Genomic DNA, 14,713 nt, shown 5'->3' with positions numbered 1-14,713 from the left:
GTCGCTCACGCCGCCGCCTCCTCGTCGTTCTCGTCGTTCGCGGTGCCGTCGTCGTCACCGGTGGTCGGCTCGTACACCAGCACGGCCCGGTTGTCGGGGCGCAGCCGGGCGGCGGCGACCGCCCGGACCTCCTCGGCGGTGACGTCGAGGACCTTCGGCAGCGCGGCGTTGACCAGCTTCGGGTCGCCGAACAGGACGGCGTAGCGGCAGAGTTCGTCGGCCCGGCCGGCCACCGTGGTGAGCCGGTCCAGCCACTCGCGCTCGATCTGCGCCTGGGCCCGCTCCAGTTCCTCGGCGGTGGGGCCCTCGGCGGCGAACCGGGCCAGCTCCTCGTCGACGGCGGCCTCGATCTGCTCCAGGGCGGCGTCGCCGCCGGCCTTGACGTCCAGCCAGCCGAGCGAGGGCGCGCCGGCCAGCCGCAGCAGGCCGAAGCCGGCCGCGACGGCGGTGCGGTCGCGGCGCACCAGCCGGTTGTACAGGCGGGACGACTCGCCGCTGCCCAGGATGGTGAGCGCCAGGTCGGCCGCGTCGGCCTCCCGGGTGCCGTCGTGCGGGAGCCGGTAGGCGGCCATCAGCGCGCGGGACGGGACGTCCTCGCGGATCAGCTCGCGCACCTCGCGGCCGATGGTCTCCGGCAGGGTGCCGTCGCGCGGCGGCTGCTTGCCGTCGTGGGCCGGGATCGAGCCGAAGTACTTCTCCACCCAGGCGACGGTCTGCTCCGGGTCGAGGTCGCCGACGATCGCCAGCACCGCGTTGTTGGGCGCGTAGTAGGTGCGGAAGAACGTGCGGGCGTCCTCCAGCGTCGCGGCGTCCAGGTCGGCCATCGAGCCGATCGGGGTGTGGTGGTAGGGGTGGCCGTCGGGGAAGGACAGCGCGGTGAGCTTCTCGAACGCGGTGCCGTAGGGCACGTTGTCGTAGCGCTGGCGGCGCTCGTTCTTCACCACGTCGCGCTGGTTCTCCATGGACGTCTCGTCCAGCGCGGCCAGCAGCGAGCCCATCCGGTCGGCCTCCAGCCAGAGCGCGAGCTCCAGTTGGTGGGCGGGCATGGTCTCGAAGTAGTTGGTGCGCTCGAAGCTGGTGGTGCCGTTGAGCGAGCCGCCGGCGCCCTGGACCAGTTCGAAGTGGCCGTTGTTGGAGACGTTCGCCGAGCCCTGGAACATCAGGTGCTCAAAGAGGTGGGCGAGACCGGTGCGCCCCTTGACCTCGTGCCGGGAGCCCACGTCGTACCACAGGCACACCGCCGTGACCGGGGTGAGGTGGTCCTCGGAGAGCACCACGCGGAGGCCGTTGGCCAGGCGGTGTTCGGTGATGGCGAGGCCGCTTGCGGGCGCGGGGTTGGCCATGCGGGGTCCTTCCCGTCGTCGGTTCCGGAGTGTTCCGGGCCGGGGGCGTGTGACGTCCCCCATTGTGGTGCAACGCCGGGTCCCGCCGTCAGGTGTCCGGCCACGGGGCGCGTTCGCCAGCGGCGGAAGCGGCCCGGGTGACGGGGGGTGTCCCACCGAGGGTCCACAATGGGGGGCGTTCACGCCCGCGTCCGCCCGTACCCATGTACCGCACGTACCGCAAGGGAGCCCCGCAGCGATGGCCCGCCGCAGTTCGCCCACCCCGCCGCCCGGTGACTTCGAGGAGCGCATCCTCGACGTCGATGTCGTGGACGAGATGCAGGGCTCGTTCCTGGAGTACGCCTACTCGGTGATCTACTCCCGGGCCCTGCCGGACGCCCGGGACGGCCTCAAGCCGGTGCACCGCCGGATCCTCTACCAGGCCAACGAGATGGGCCTGCGCCCGGAGCGCGGCCACGTCAAGTGCGCGCGCCTGGTCGGCGAGGTGATGGGCCGGCTGCACCCGCACGGCGACGCCTCGATCTACGACGCCGTGGTGCGCCTGGCCCAGCCGTTCTCGATGCGGCTGCCGCTGATCGACGGCCACGGCAACTTCGGCTCGCTCGGCAACGACGACCCGCCGGCCGCGATGCGCTACACCGAGTCCCGGCTGACCGCCGCGTCGATGTCGCTGGTGGAGTCGATCCACGAGGACACCGTCGACTTCGGCCCGAACTACGACGGCTCCGAGCAGGAGCCCCAGGTCCTCCCCTCGGCGTTCCCGAACCTGCTGGTCAACGGCGCCACCGGGATCGCGGTCGGCATGGCCACCAACATGCCGCCGCACAACCTGTCCGAGGTGGTGGCCGCCGCCCGGCACCTGATCAAGCACCCCGCGGCGGACCTGGACACCCTGATGCGGTTCGTCCCCGGCCCCGACCTGCCCACCGGCGGCCGGATCGTCGGCCTGTCCGGCATCCGGGACGCGTACGAGTCCGGCCGCGGCACCTTCAAGATCCGCGCCACCACCACGATCGAGAACGTCACCGCCCGCCGCAAGGGCATCGTGGTCACCGAACTGCCGTACACGGTCGGCCCGGAGAAGGTGATCGGGAAGATCAAGGACCTGGTCAACGCGAAGAAGCTCCAGGGCATCGCCGACGTCAAGGACCTCACCGACCGCGCGCACGGCCTGCGCCTGGTCATCGAGGTGAAGAACGGCTTCGTCCCCGAGGCGCTGCTGGAGCAGCTGTACAAGCTGACGCCGATGGAGGAGACCTTCGGCATCAACAACGTCGCGCTGGTCGACGGCCAGCCGCTGACGCTGGGCCTCAAGGAGCTGCTGGAGGTCTACGTCGACCACCGCTTCACGGTGGTCAAGCGGCGCAGCGACTTCCGCCGCCGCAAGCGCCAGGACCGGCTGCACCTGGTGGAGGGCCTGCTGGTCGCGCTCGTCGACATCGACGAGGTGATCGCGATCATCCGCAACAGCGACGACGCCGGCCAGGCCAAGGACCGGCTGATGGAGCACTTCGGCCTCTCCGAGACCCAGACCGCGTACATCCTCGACACCCCGCTGCGCCGGCTCACCCGGTTCGACCGGGTCGAGCTGGAGACCGAGCAGGCCAAGCTGCTCAAGGAGATCGCCGAACTGACCGAGATCCTGGAGTCGGACGGCAAGCTGCGCTCCGTGGTCTCCGCCGAACTCGCGGCCGTCTCCAAGCAGTTCGGCACCGAGCGGCGCACCGTGCTGCTGGAGGCCGGCGCGGTGCCGTCCGCCGCGCTGGCGGTGCCGCTGGAGGTCGCCGACGACCCGTGCCGGGTGCTGCTCTCCGCCACCGGGCTGCTGGCCCGCACCTTCGACCTGGAGCCGGTCACCGAGGAGTCGGCGGCCCGCGCCCGGCACGACGTGCTGGCCTCCGCCGTCCCCGCCACCGCCCGCGGCGACGTCGGCCTGGTCACCACGGCCGGCCGGGTGCTGCGGCTGCCGGTGATCGACCTGCCCGCGCTGCCCCCGGGCACCACGGCGCTGTCCGGCGGCGCGGCGGTCTCCGAGTTCCTCCGCCTGGAGGCCGACGAGCGGCCGCTCGCCCTGACCACCCTGGACGAGTCCTCCCCCGGCCTGGCGCTCGGCACCGTGCAGGGCACGGTCAAGCGGGTGGTGCCCGAATGGCCCGCCAACAAGGACGAGTTCGAGGTGATCGCGCTCAAGGACGGCGACGCCGTGGTCGGCGCGGTCGAGCTGCGCACCGGCGAGGAGGACCTGGTCTTCATCACCTCCGACGCCCAGCTGCTGCGCTACCCGGCGGCCCAGGTCCGCCCGCAGGGCCGCCCGGCCGGCGGCATGACCGGCATCAAGCTGGCCGACGGCGCGCGGGTGCTCTCCTTCACCGCGGTCGACCCGGCGCAGGACGCGGTGGTCCTCTCGGTGGCCACCGCCTCCGGCACGCTGGCCGGCGAGGAGCAGACCAGCTGGAAGCTCACCCCGTTCGACCAGTACCCGCGCAAGGGCCGGGCCACCGGCGGCGTCCGCTGCCAGCGCTTCCTGCGCGGCGAGGACGGCCTCGCCTTCGCCTGGGCCGGCCCGCTGCCCGCCCTCGGCACCAGCACCGCCGGCCGGCCCGTCGCCCTCCCGGAGCGCGACCCGCGCCGCGACGGCTCCGGCACCCCGGTGCCCTCGCCGATCGGGGCGGTCGGCAGCCGGATGTGACGGCGCGGGCCCCGTCCCGGGCCGGGGGAGCTGCGAGTCGAGGCGCACCGCGGCCGGGCCCGCCGCCCCCCGGCCCTGGACCCCCGGCCCTGGCCCCCCGGCCCTGGCCCCCGGCCCCTCGGGCCCCGGACACGCGCGCCGTCGGCCGGAGGAGTCGCAGGGCCTAGGGTGGGGCGGGTGAGCACCTGCACGACGCTGTCGCACGAACTGGCCGAGCCGTTGACCGCCACCGCGGCCACCGCCACCACCTGGCTGCTGGTCGAGCAGTCCGGCCCGTGGGGGGCGCGGGCGCTGACCGGCAGTCACCTCGACGCCGGGGTCGGCGCCGCGCTGGAGGCGGCCGCGGAGGGGACCGGCGTCCGGGTGGCGCTGATCCGCCGCCCGGGCCGGCACGCGGACGGCGACCTCGCGGCCCGGCACGAGGTGCTGGTCGCGCACACCTCCCCGGCCGACCCGTGGGTCCGCCGCGGGCACGTCGCCGACCCCGGCGAACTGCTCGCCCTCGACTTCGCCGCCCTCGGCGCGGGCGACCACGGCTCCTTCGGCGCCCCGCACGTCGGCGGCCCGATCGCCCTGGTGTGCACCAACGGCCGCCGCGACCGCTGCTGCGCGCTGCTCGGCCGCCCGCTGGCGGCGGACATCGCGGCGGCCGGCCACAGCGAGGCGTGGGAGGTCACCCACCTCGGCGGGCACCGCTTCTCACCGACCATGCTGGTGCTGCCGCACGGCTACGCGTACGGGCGGCTGACCGCCGAGTCCGCGAAGGAGGTGCTGGCCGCGACCGCCGCGGGCCACACCGTCCCGGCGCACTCCCGCGGCCGTTCGTACTGGCCGCGTCCCGCCCAGGCCGCCGAGCAGGCCGTCCGCGAGCTGGCGGCCGAGACCGCCGCCGACGCGCTGACCCTGCGGGTGTCCCCCGGCGGCTCGCCCTGGACGGTCGACGTCCAGCACGCCGACGGCCGGCACTGGCGGGCCACCGTCGCCGAGTCGTTCAGCGAGCCGCCGCGCCCCGAGAGCTGCGGCAAGGGCCCGGGCACCCCGTCCCGGATGGACGTGGTCGCGCTGGAGGCCGTGGCCCGCTGATCGGGCGGGTGGCCGGTCCGGGACGGCGGGGGGGCCGGGCGGCCGGGCGGCGGGCGGTCACTCCTCGGGCAGGGTGAAGCAGACCGCGGTGCCGCCTCCGGGGGCGTCGTCCAACCAGACCGCGCCGCCGTGCCGTTCGACGATGCGGCGCACGATGGCCAGTCCGGCGCCGGAGCCGCCGCCGTGCTCGGCCGTCCGGTGCAGCCGGCGGAACAGCCCGAACACCAGCTCGCGCTGGGCGGCCGGCACGCCGATCCCGTTGTCGCGGACCACCACCGTCTCCCGCTCCGGGCCGCCGTCCGGGCCCGGCCTGCGCTCCACCGTGACCTCGACGGTGCGCGGCCCGTCCGCGCGGGCGTACTTGGCGGCGTTCACCAGCAGGTTGACCAGGACCTCCTGGAGCCGGTCCGGATCGGCGTGGACGACCGGGAGGTGCCCGCGCAGGAGCCGGACGCGCTGCTCGGCGAGCCGGGGCCCGGCGATCTCCAGGGCGTGCTCCAGGGCCTCGGCGAGCGGTACCGGGACGCGGTGCAGCCCGACCTCGCTGACCTGGGAGTAGCGCAGCAGCGAGTCGAGCAGGCCGTCCATCCGGACGGTCAGCCGGCGCACGGTGTCCAGGTGGCGGCGGCCGGCCCCGTCCAGGGCGTCGCCGACGTCCTCGATGACGAAGCTGGCCGCGTTGGAGATCCCGCGCAGCGGCTCCTTGAGGTCGTGGGCGGCGGCGTGGGCGAAGGCGTCGAGGTCCGCGTTGCTGCGTTCCAGCCGCTGGGTGAAGACCGCGGTCCAGGCGGCGTGCCGGGCCAGCAGCCCGGCGACCGCCCGGGCCACCTCGTGGGCGGCCGCCAGGTCGGTGCCGCTCCACGGCAGGCTGCGCCCCCGCACGGCCGCCCGGAACACCTCCGTGGAGCCGCGCGGCGTCAGCCGCTCGCCGCGCGGTCCCAGCCGGACGGGTACCGCGGGGTCGGTGGCCCAGCTGCGGGCGCCGGTCCGCTCCTCCCGCCACCAGGCGAGGAACCCGTCCCCCAGCGGCAGCAGCAGCACGCCCCCCGGGACGTGACCGTCACCGCCCGCCGCCGCGTCCGCGCCGACCGGCTCGCCGCACGCGTCGGCGAGTGCTTCCGCCAGCCGGTCGGTGTGCCACGTCTCGGTGGCCCGCAGGCCCGCGGCGACGGTCCGCAGCCGGGAGAGCGTCCGGGCGCCCGGGTCCGGGCCCTCGACGGTGGTCTGCCCGGCCTGGTCGACGACCAGGCCGTCCGCCTCGACCAGACCGGCGAACAGCCCGGCGAAGGCGTGCAGGGACGGGGCCCGTTCGTCGGGCGCCCCGCCGAGCAGGCCGTCGAGGGCGCCGCGGACCAGGTCGAGCGCCGCGGACCGCTCCCGGTCAGCGACCGCGGCGAGCTGCACGGACAGGGCGCTGCCGAACAGTTCGCAGGCCGCCCGCACGTCCGGCGACAGCCAGCGCGGCTCCTCGCCGTGGCAGGCGACCAGCCCCCACAGGGCGTCGTCGGAGAGCACCGAGACCGACATCGAGGAGCGCACGCCGATGTTGCGCAGGTACTCCAGGTGGTACGCGGAGACGGTGCGCAGCGCCGCGGCGGACAGGTCGAGGGGCGGGGCGCCGGCCTCGGCGCGGGCGGAGTGCAGCGCGGCGGTGCGGTCGTTGACGTCGCCGATCACCCGGATCCAGTTGTGCCGGTAGAGCCGCCGGGCCTGCGGCGGGATGTCGCTGGCCGGGAACCACAGCCCGAGCCAGGGCTCCAGGTGCGCGGCCCGGTCCTCGGCGACGACCTCGCCGGGCCCCTCGGCGTCCTCGAAGCGGTAGGCGACCACCCGCGAGTAGCCGGTGAGCAGCCGCACCTCGCGCACGGCGGCCTCGCAGCACTCCGCCACGGTGGCGCACCGCTGGATGCGCAGCAGCGCCTGCTGGACGCGGCGGGCGAAGCCCGGGCCGGCCTCGGACCGCTCGGCGCAGGGTTCGAGCTCCAGCACCAGCAGCCCGTCCCGGCGGTGCGCGCTGACGTCGAACGGGTGGGCGGCGCCGGCGGGACGGGCCCGGCCGGTGAGCAGCACGGCGGACTCCCCGGCGGCCCCGGCCTCGGCGAGCACCTCGGTGCCGACCAGGTCCCGGGCCGGACGGCCGACCAGGTCCGCGGCGGGGCGTCCCAGGTGGTCGGCGGCGTTGTCGGAGACGGTGCGGACGGTCCCGTCGAGCGGGTCGACCGCGATCAGCACGCCGAACGACTGCACGCCGCCGAGCAGGTGGATCGGCTCCCGGACGCAGTCGGCCAGGTCGAAGCCGCCGGGCGCGGCGGCCTCGGCCTGCTGCGCCCGCTCCGACAGCCACCCGTCCTCGGCCATGCCCGGTTCCCGTCCTCGGCCCGGCCGGGTCGGCCGCGCGGTCGGATCCACCCTAGGGCCTGTCCCCGGCCCCGCGTCGTCGCCCGGCGGGCCGCCACCGGCCGGGGGGCCTCCCGACGCGTGCAGCCCGGCGGGCCGGGCGGGGCTATCGTTGCGGGCGAGGTCCTCCCGCCGGAGGCGGGTACCGGGCGGAACGCGGAAGCCACGGACCGGTCCCGCCGCCGGCGTACAACGGGGCCGGGCGGAAAGAGAGAAGCCGTGACACGCCAACAGCCCCCCGACGAACCGGCGGGAACCGCTCCCCGCAGCGACGACGCCCCGCCGCCGCCCCGCGCGGCGCGGTCCGGGCACCCGGCGGACGGTGACTGGAGCGCGGGGCTGCACCGGATGTGGCGGCTCGCCCAGACCTCGACCGACGTGACGGCGCTCTCCGAGCAGCTGTACGACCTGCTGCTGGGCCAGCCGGGGGTGGTCGTGGTCTCGGGCACCCGGTTCGCCCCGTCCGGCGCCGCCCTGTACATGCGGTCCAGCAGCCGTCTCGACACCCGCCCCGAACGGGTGCTGGCTCCTCCCGGCGACGCCTGGAAGGGCGGGCCGGCCCCGGTGCCCGGCCTGGTCCGGAAGTTCACGCTGCGCTCCGAGCACGCGCGGGCCCGGCCCGAGTACGGGGTGTGGCGGGCGGCCGGGGCGGTGCGGGTGGTGGAGTGCGCGCTGGCGCTGGAGGAGGACGACTGGGCGGTGGTGTCCGTCGGCCTGGCCGCGGGCCGGTCCGCCCCGGCCCGGCTCGGCCTCCGGGTCGCCCAGGTGTGCGACGTGGTCGCCGCCTGCAACGACCGGATCGTGCAGGAGCGGGAGAACGCCCGGGTGCAGGCCCGGGACGCGCTGCTCGCGGAGGCGTCGCTCCAGATGGACGCCTCGCTGGAGGTCGAGGAGACCCTCCAGCGGGTGGCCCGGATGACGGTGCCCGCGGTGGCCGAGGGCTGCCTGGTGCACCTGTGCCGGCCCGGCGGGCTCGCGCTGGTCGCCTCCGCGCACCTGGCGGCGGGCGCGCAGCGGCGGTTCACCGCGGCGGGCGAGGACGGGAACTGGGTGGACGACGTCCTGCCGAAGCTGTCCGCGCTGCGCGAGGGCACCGTCCTGAGCGGCGGGGAGCTGGCGGGCACGCCCTTCGGCCCGGCCTCCGAGGTGGCCGCCCGGGCGGTCACGGTGAACCCGCTGCGGGCCCGGGGCCGGCTGCTGGGCACCGTCACCTTCGTCTACGAGCGCGACCCGTCCCGCCTGCCGCCGCCGCTGTTCCTGGCCGACCTGGCGCTGCGGGCCGCGCTGGCGATCGACAACGCGACGCTGTACGAGGAGCGCCGGCAGCACGTGGTCTCGCTGCAGCAGCACCTGCTGCCGGCCGTCCTGCCCACCGTGCCGGGCGTGGAGCTGGCCGCCGCCTACGAGGTCGGCGACGCGGCCCTGGAGGTGGGCGGCGACTTCTACGACGCCGTCCCCGGCCGGCACTCGTTCTCCCTCCTGGTGGGCGACGTGTGCGGCCGCGGGGCCGAGGCCGCCGCGCTCACCGGCCTGGCCCGGCACACCCTGCGCACGCTGCTGGAGGACGACCTGCCGCCCGCCGCGGCGCTCACCCGCCTCAACCGCGCGCTGCGGACGGCCGCCTCCCAGAAGTTCGTCACCGGCGTGGTGCTGTCGCTGGTCCCGGCCCCGGACGGCGCCTTCGCGGCCCGGATCGCCAACGCCGGCCACCCGCAGGCGCTGGTGCTGCGCGCGGACGGGACGGTCGCGCCGCTGGGCGGCACCGGCGGGCTGCTGCTCGGCGTGGTCGACGACTACGAGCTGGCGGAGACCACCGACGTGCTGCGCCCCGGGGACACCGCGGTGCTGCTGACCGACGGGATCACCGAGTCCCGCTCACCCGACGGGGCGTTCTTCGAGGACCGGCTCTCCGCCGCCCTCGGCGCGCTGGCCGGACTCCCGCCGGCGGGGGTGGTCACCGGGCTGGCCCGGGCGGCGATCGGCTTCGGCCGGGGCTCGGCGGACGACATGGCCGTCCTGGCGATGCGGGTGGCGTCCGGGACGGAACCGGACCGGAACGAGGAGGGGGAAGCGTCGTGACGGCGATGGCCGAGGGACTGGTGCTCGTGGTCGAGGACTCCGAGGACGACATGGAGGCGGTGGCGCGGGCCCTGGGCCGCTCGCACCCGCTGGTCCGCCTGGAGTTCGCCGGACGGGCGGACGCCGTCCTCGGGCGGCTGCTCGACCCGGCGGCCGAACGGCCGCGCCTGGTCCTGCTCGACCTCAACCTGCCCGGCTACAGCGGCCACGACCTGCTCGGCGACCTCCGGGCCCACCCGGAGCTGGCCGGGCTGCCGGTGGTGGTCTTCACCTCCTCCACCGCCCCCGCGGAGGTGGACGCCTGCTACGCCGCCGGGGCGGACAGCTACATCTTCAAGCCGCTGAACTTCGAGCTGTTCCGGACCGTGCTCGGCAGCACCGTCGACTTCTGGCTCGGCGAGGTCCGGTCCGGCTGACCCGGGCCGGAACTGACCCGGGCCGGGGCGCAGGGACCGGACGTCCGGTCCCCGCGCCCCGGCCCGGGGTGCGTTCCTAGGCGGCGCCCGCGCCCGTCAGGGCCCGCACCTCCAGCTCGGCGAAGCCGTCCTCGTCCGGCGGCTCCCGGTCCAGGACGGTGCCCAGCCAGCCGGCCAGGAAGCCGAGCGGGATGGAGACCAACCCCGGGTTCTCCAGCGGGAACCAGTGGAAGTCCAGGCCCGGCAGGACGGCGGTCTTCGCGCCGGAGACCACCGGCGAGAACAGCACCAGCACCACCGCCGGGACGAGACCGCCGTACACCGACCAGACCGCGCCGCGGGTGGTGAACCGCTTCCAGAACAGCGAGTACAGCAGGGTCGGCAGGTTGGCCGAGGCGGCCACCGCGAAGGCCAGGCCGACCAGGAAGGCCACGTTCAGCTTCTGCGCGAACAGGCTGAGCACGATGGCGAGTCCGCCGATCACCACGGCCGAGATCCGCGCCGCGATGACCTCCTCGCGCTCGGAGACCTGCCGCCGCTCGGGGCGCCGCCAGGCCCGCGCGTAGAGGTCGTGGGCGAAGGCCGCGGAGGAGGCCAGCGTCAGCCCGGCCACCACGGCGAGGATGGTGGCGAAGGCGATCGCCGAGATCACCGCGAACAGCAGCAGGCCCCAGGTGGACTCCGGCCCGCCGCCGAGGTCGAGGGCCAGCAGCGGGACGGCCGTGTTGCCGGCCGGGTTGGCGGCCCGGACGGCCTTCGCGCCGACCACCGCGCCGGCCCCGAGGCCGAGCACGATCGCCATCAGGTAGAAGCAGCCGATCAGGCCGATGGCCCACATCGTGGAGCGCCGCGCGGCCCGCGCCGTGGGCACGGTGTAGAAGCGGCTGAGGATGTGCGGCAGGCCCGCGGTGCCGAGCACCAGCGCCAGGCCGAGGCTGACGAAGTCGAGCCGGCTGACCAGGCTGGAGCCGTACCGCAGGCCCGGTTCCAGGTACCTGTCGCCGACGCCGCTGTGCCGGGCCGCGGTGTCCATCAGCGCGCCGAGGTCGCCGTGGAAGCGGGCCACCACCAGCACCGTGAGCAGCACCGAACCGGCCACCAGCAGGAAGGCCTTGACGATCTGGATCCAGGTGGTGGCGCGCATCCCGCCGACCGTCACGTAGACGATCATCAGGCCGCCGACGCCGACGATGGTCCAGCCCTTGGCGGCGCCGCTGTCGGTGCCGAGCAGCAGGGCGACCAGGCTGCCCGCGCCGACCATCTGCGCGATCAGGTACATCAGGGTGACGACCATGGACGCCAGGCCGGCCGCGGCGCGCACCGGCCGCTGGCGCATCCGTAGCGCCAGCACGTCGGCCAGGGTGTAGCGGCCGGCGTTGCGGACGAGTTCGGAGACCAGCATCAGCACGACCAGCCAGGCGACCAGGAAGCCGATGCTGTAGAGCACGCCGTCGTAGCCGTACAGCGCGATCAGGCCGGTGACGCCGAGGAAGGACGCGGCGGAGAGGTAGTCGCCGGAGAGGGCGAAGCCGTTCTGCAACGGCGAGAAGTCGCGGCCGCCGGCGTAGAAGTCCTCGGCGGCGTGGCCGCGGCGGCCGACCCAGACGGTGATGGTGAGCGTGACGGCGACGACGACGGCGAACAGCGCCACCGCGAGGCCGTGGCTGGGGTGTGGGGTCATCGCAGTTGGTCCTGGGTGTCCCAGCGCAGTTCGAGGGCGGCTCGGTCGCGCTTGGTGCGGGCGTTGCGGGCGTAGAGCCAGGTGAGCAGGAAGGTCGAGGCGAACTGGCCGAGGCCGAGCAGCCAGGCCAGGTTGAGCGGCCCGGCGACCCGCTGGCGCATCAGGTCCGGCGCGAACGCCTGGGCCGCGACGAACAGCAGGTACCAGGCCAGGAACCCGGCGCTGGCCGGGAACACGAAGGAGCGGTAGCCGCGCCTGATCTCCTGGAACGCCTCGCTGTCCTGGACGCTCCGGTAGACCTCCCGGCCGACCCGCTCCTCCGGCGGTGCCGGTTCCGCGGCCCGCCGCTGCGCCACCACCCGGGGTCGGGAGGGGGCCGCGGCCCACCAGTCGACTCTCTCCTGCTGCGCCACAGCCGACACCTCATCATTTCGGTCACCAGGACCGAACCATGATGGAGCGTCACAAACCAGACCACGAAACCCGTGCAGATACGTTCACCCGAACCAGCTAACCGGACGTCGGTTCACGAACCGTCGGAAATTCCATGCTTGAAGGCGTACGCCACGGCCTGGGCGCGGTCCCGTACCGCTGTCTTGGCGAAAAGGTTGTTGATATGTGTTTTCACCGTCGCGGGGCTGACGAACAACCTTCCGGCGATCTCCGCGTTGGACAGGCCGGCGGCGATCAGCGCCAGCACCTCGGCCTCGCGCTGGGTCAACCCGTCCGGCAGCGCGGGGCGCCCGGCCGGCTCGGTCCTCGGCTGCGATCCCGTCTGCGGTTCCGTCTGCGGTCCCGGCCGCGACTGCGCGGCGGGCCCGGCCGGGGCCGACAGCCGTTCCAGCAGCCGCAGTTGGACCTGCGGGGAGAGCCCGGCCGCGCCCGAGCGGACGTCCGCGACCGCGCGGGCGATCTCCTCCGCCCCGGCGTCCTTGGTCAGGAAGCCGCGGGCACCGGCCTGCAGCGCCGAGAACAGCGAGTCGTCGTCGGCGTAGGTGGTGAGCACCACCACCTCGGTGGCGGGGTGGTCGGCGCGGATCCGGCGGGTCGCCTCCACCCCGTCGCAGCGCGGCATCCGCAGGTCCATCAGCACCACGTCGGGGGCGTGTTCGGCGACCAGCCGCAGCGCCTCCTCGCCGTCCGGCGCCGAACCGACCACCGTGATGCCCGGCAGCAGGCCGAGCAGCATCACGATCCCCTCCCGCACCACGGTCTGGTCGTCGGCGACCACCACCCGGATCGGTCCGTCCGTCACGTCGGCACCCGCAGCAGCACGCGCCACCCTCCCTCCTCGGGGCCCGCCAGCAGTTCGCCGCCGAGCAGTTCCGCGCGTTCGCGCATCCCGAGCAGACCGTACCCGCTCCCGCTGTCGCCCAGCACCGGGTGCGCCCCGCGCGGCGCACCGGAGTTGCGCACCCGCAGCTCCACCGCGCCGTCCAGGTAGCCGAGTCGGACGTCCACCCGGCCGCCGGGCGCGTGCTTGCGGGCGTTGGTCAGCGCCTCCTGGGCGACCCGGCGCACGGCCAGCCCGGCCTCGGCGGGCAGCGGCCGGGGCACCCCGTCGACGGTCAGCCCGGCCCCGGACTGGGCGGCCAGCTCGGCCACGAACTCGGCGACGGGGGCGAACTCGCCGCGCAGCGCGGACAGCGCCTGCCGGGTCTCGGTCAGCCCGTCCTGCGCCATCCGCCGGGCGGCGACCACCCGTTCGCGGATCTCGGCCCGATCGGCCCCGGCGTCCAGCATCAGCCGGGCCGCCTCCAGGTGCACCAGCTGCGCGGACAGGCTGTGCGCCAGCACGTCGTGGATCTCCCGGGCGATCCTGGCCCGTTCGGCCAGCGCCGCGGACTCCGCCTGCGCGGCCTGCGCGGCCCGCTCCTGGGCGAGCAGGGCGCGCTGCGCGGAGCGGGCCTGGCCGTCCAGCCGCAGCAGGTAGCCGAGCAGGCCGATGCCGCCCGAGACGGCCAGCATCACCAGCAGCGAGTCGCCCGAGCCGAGGCCGTAACTGGCCAGCGCCGCCCCGGCGGTGAGCAGCCCGGCGGCCAGCGGCAGCCGGATCACGGAGAGCACCGCGAGCCCGCACCAGATCACCGAGGCGAGGGTGTCGGCCCCGCCCTCGTGGGCCAGCCCGGCGGTGGCCAGCAGCCCGGCGGCGCAGCCCAGCGCGGGCCACAGCCGCCGGGCCCGGCAGGCCAGGAACCAGCCGGTGGACAGGGCGACCGCGGCCGCGATCCAGCCGACCGGGGGCAGCAGCCGCCAGCCGGAGTACCGCTCTTCGGCGAAGGTGCCGAGGACCACGGCGCCCAGCATGACGGCCCGGCTGCAGAACGACAGCACCAGCCGGGCCCGGCTGGCGTGCTCCCGGAGCGGCACGTCCCCGGCGGGCCACCCGGTCCAGCGCTCCAGCGTGCTCACCTGCTGATCCTCCCTCGACGGTGGTGCCGCCGACCCCCGTTGCGGGGGCCGGCGGCGGGTGTCCGGCCCGGCGTCGGTGCGCCGGGCGGTACGGCGGGCTGCGCGTCAGGCGGCCAGGCCGTGGTGCTGCTTGCCGCCGCCGTCCAGCTGCCGGGCCCGCCACTGCAGGGCCGCCGAGCGGACCAGCAGCAGCAGGGCCAGCGACAGCAGCAGCACGCTGCCGGACTGGTGGACGTGCAGCGCGCCGCCCACCCCGTACCAGGCGATCCGGACCAGGATCGCGCCGACCCAGGCGAACACCGTGACGGTGGTGCCCCGGCTCCACAGCACGCCGTCCGTCTCGCGCCAGATCCGCACCGTCCAGCCCCAGGCGCAGCCCATGCCGGCGGTGGTGAGCATCGAGCCGATCAGCAGGGCGGTGGCGGCGGTCCGGTGCTGCGGGTCGATCAGCACCGGGTCGCGCAGCGCGACGGCGGCGAGCACCAGCGGCAGCAGCCAGAAGCGGCGTTCGGTGTCCAGCCGGCGGGCCCGCAGCTGCCGGCCCACCACCAGGACGATCACGGCGGCGGCGATCAGGACGTCGGACAGGGCGGTCATTTCGGGTGCCTCCCGG

General features: G+C 75.5%; 11 protein-coding genes. 4 read left to right on the top strand and 7 right to left on the bottom strand.

Annotation, left to right across the window (positions count from 1 at the left end):
* Positions 1-5: 5 nt before the first annotated feature.
* Positions 6-1,343: a M16 family metallopeptidase gene (locus ACIP60_RS30630; RefSeq protein WP_400690448.1), complete on the bottom strand. Its 1,338-nt coding sequence runs from the start codon at positions 1,341-1,343 to the stop codon at positions 6-8.
* Positions 1,344-1,581: 238 nt separating this feature from the next.
* On the opposite strand from ACIP60_RS30630, the gene ACIP60_RS30625 reads away from it, so the two are divergent.
* Complete coding sequence (locus ACIP60_RS30625) at positions 1,582-4,032, top strand: DNA topoisomerase (ATP-hydrolyzing) subunit A (RefSeq protein ID WP_400690445.1); 2,451 nt, start codon at positions 1,582-1,584, stop codon at positions 4,030-4,032.
* Positions 4,033-4,209: 177 nt separating this feature from the next.
* Entirely contained in the window at positions 4,210-5,115 is a 906-nt protein-coding gene (locus tag ACIP60_RS30620; protein ID WP_400690442.1) for a sucrase ferredoxin, read from the top strand.
* Between the two features lie 57 nt (positions 5,116-5,172).
* Here the strand turns inward: ACIP60_RS30620 and ACIP60_RS30615 are convergent, their stop codons facing one another.
* Complete coding sequence (locus ACIP60_RS30615) at positions 5,173-7,473, bottom strand: ATP-binding protein (RefSeq protein WP_400690439.1); 2,301 nt, start codon at positions 7,471-7,473, stop codon at positions 5,173-5,175.
* A 258-nt stretch (positions 7,474-7,731) separates the two neighbouring features.
* On the opposite strand from ACIP60_RS30615, the gene ACIP60_RS30610 reads away from it, so the two are divergent.
* Together ACIP60_RS30610 and ACIP60_RS30605 are read left to right on the top strand one after the other, a co-directional pair.
* Entirely contained in the window at positions 7,732-9,591 is a 1,860-nt protein-coding gene (locus ACIP60_RS30610) for a PP2C family protein-serine/threonine phosphatase (protein ID WP_400690436.1), read from the top strand.
* Positions 9,592-9,596: 5 nt separating this feature from the next.
* Positions 9,597-10,007 (top strand): response regulator, encoded by a 411-nt coding sequence (locus ACIP60_RS30605; protein ID WP_400690519.1) that lies wholly within the window; start codon positions 9,597-9,599, stop codon positions 10,005-10,007.
* Between the two features lie 76 nt (positions 10,008-10,083).
* Here ACIP60_RS30605 and ACIP60_RS30600 read toward each other — a convergent pair whose 3' ends face one another.
* The 5 genes from ACIP60_RS30600 to ACIP60_RS30580 form a co-directional block, all read right to left on the bottom strand.
* On the bottom strand, positions 10,084-11,688 hold the full coding sequence (locus tag ACIP60_RS30600) for a cation acetate symporter (RefSeq protein ID WP_400690433.1): 1,605 nt from the start codon (positions 11,686-11,688) through the stop codon (positions 10,084-10,086).
* On the bottom strand, positions 11,685-12,101 hold the full coding sequence (locus ACIP60_RS30595) for a DUF485 domain-containing protein (RefSeq protein WP_100840372.1): 417 nt from the start codon (positions 12,099-12,101) through the stop codon (positions 11,685-11,687). The genes ACIP60_RS30600 and ACIP60_RS30595 overlap by 4 nt, the downstream gene beginning before the upstream one ends.
* Before the next feature lie 113 nt (positions 12,102-12,214).
* Positions 12,215-12,877: a response regulator gene (locus tag ACIP60_RS30590; protein ID WP_400690516.1), complete on the bottom strand. Its 663-nt coding sequence runs from the start codon at positions 12,875-12,877 to the stop codon at positions 12,215-12,217.
* 62 nt (positions 12,878-12,939) lie between these two features.
* A complete protein-coding gene (locus ACIP60_RS30585; RefSeq protein ID WP_400690429.1) occupies positions 12,940-14,100 on the bottom strand; it encodes a sensor histidine kinase in 1,161 nt (386 codons plus the stop codon).
* A 105-nt stretch (positions 14,101-14,205) separates the two neighbouring features.
* Complete coding sequence (locus ACIP60_RS30580) at positions 14,206-14,697, bottom strand: DUF1453 domain-containing protein (protein WP_400690426.1); 492 nt, start codon at positions 14,695-14,697, stop codon at positions 14,206-14,208.
* Positions 14,698-14,713: the final 16 nt, after the last annotated feature.

Origin of the sequence: Kitasatospora sp. NPDC088783, from assembly GCF_044750705.1 — a bacterium.
GTDB lineage: Bacteria > Actinomycetota > Actinomycetes > Streptomycetales > Streptomycetaceae > Kitasatospora > Kitasatospora fiedleri.
Note: the sequence above shows the minus strand (reverse complement) of the source record. Positions and strands in the feature narration are given on the sequence as shown.

Bases quoted from the DNA above. Each gene is read 5' to 3' on its own strand.
- ACIP60_RS30630 (WP_400690448.1), bottom strand. From the start codon at position 1,343: ATGGCCAACCCCGCGCCCGCAAGCGGCCTCGCCATCACCGAACACCGC.
- ACIP60_RS30625 (WP_400690445.1), top strand. From the start codon at position 1,582: ATGGCCCGCCGCAGTTCGCCCACCCCGCCGCCCGGTGACTTCGAGGAG.
- ACIP60_RS30580 (WP_400690426.1), bottom strand. From the start codon at position 14,697: ATGACCGCCCTGTCCGACGTCCTGATCGCCGCCGCCGTGATCGTCCTG.
- ACIP60_RS30605 (WP_400690519.1), top strand. From the start codon at position 9,597: ATGGCCGAGGGACTGGTGCTCGTGGTCGAGGACTCCGAGGACGACATG.
- ACIP60_RS30615 (WP_400690439.1), bottom strand. From the start codon at position 7,473: ATGGCCGAGGACGGGTGGCTGTCGGAGCGGGCGCAGCAGGCCGAGGCC.
- ACIP60_RS30600 (WP_400690433.1), bottom strand. From the start codon at position 11,688: ATGACCCCACACCCCAGCCACGGCCTCGCGGTGGCGCTGTTCGCCGTC.
- ACIP60_RS30590 (WP_400690516.1), bottom strand. From the start codon at position 12,877: ATGCTGCTCGGCCTGCTGCCGGGCATCACGGTGGTCGGTTCGGCGCCG.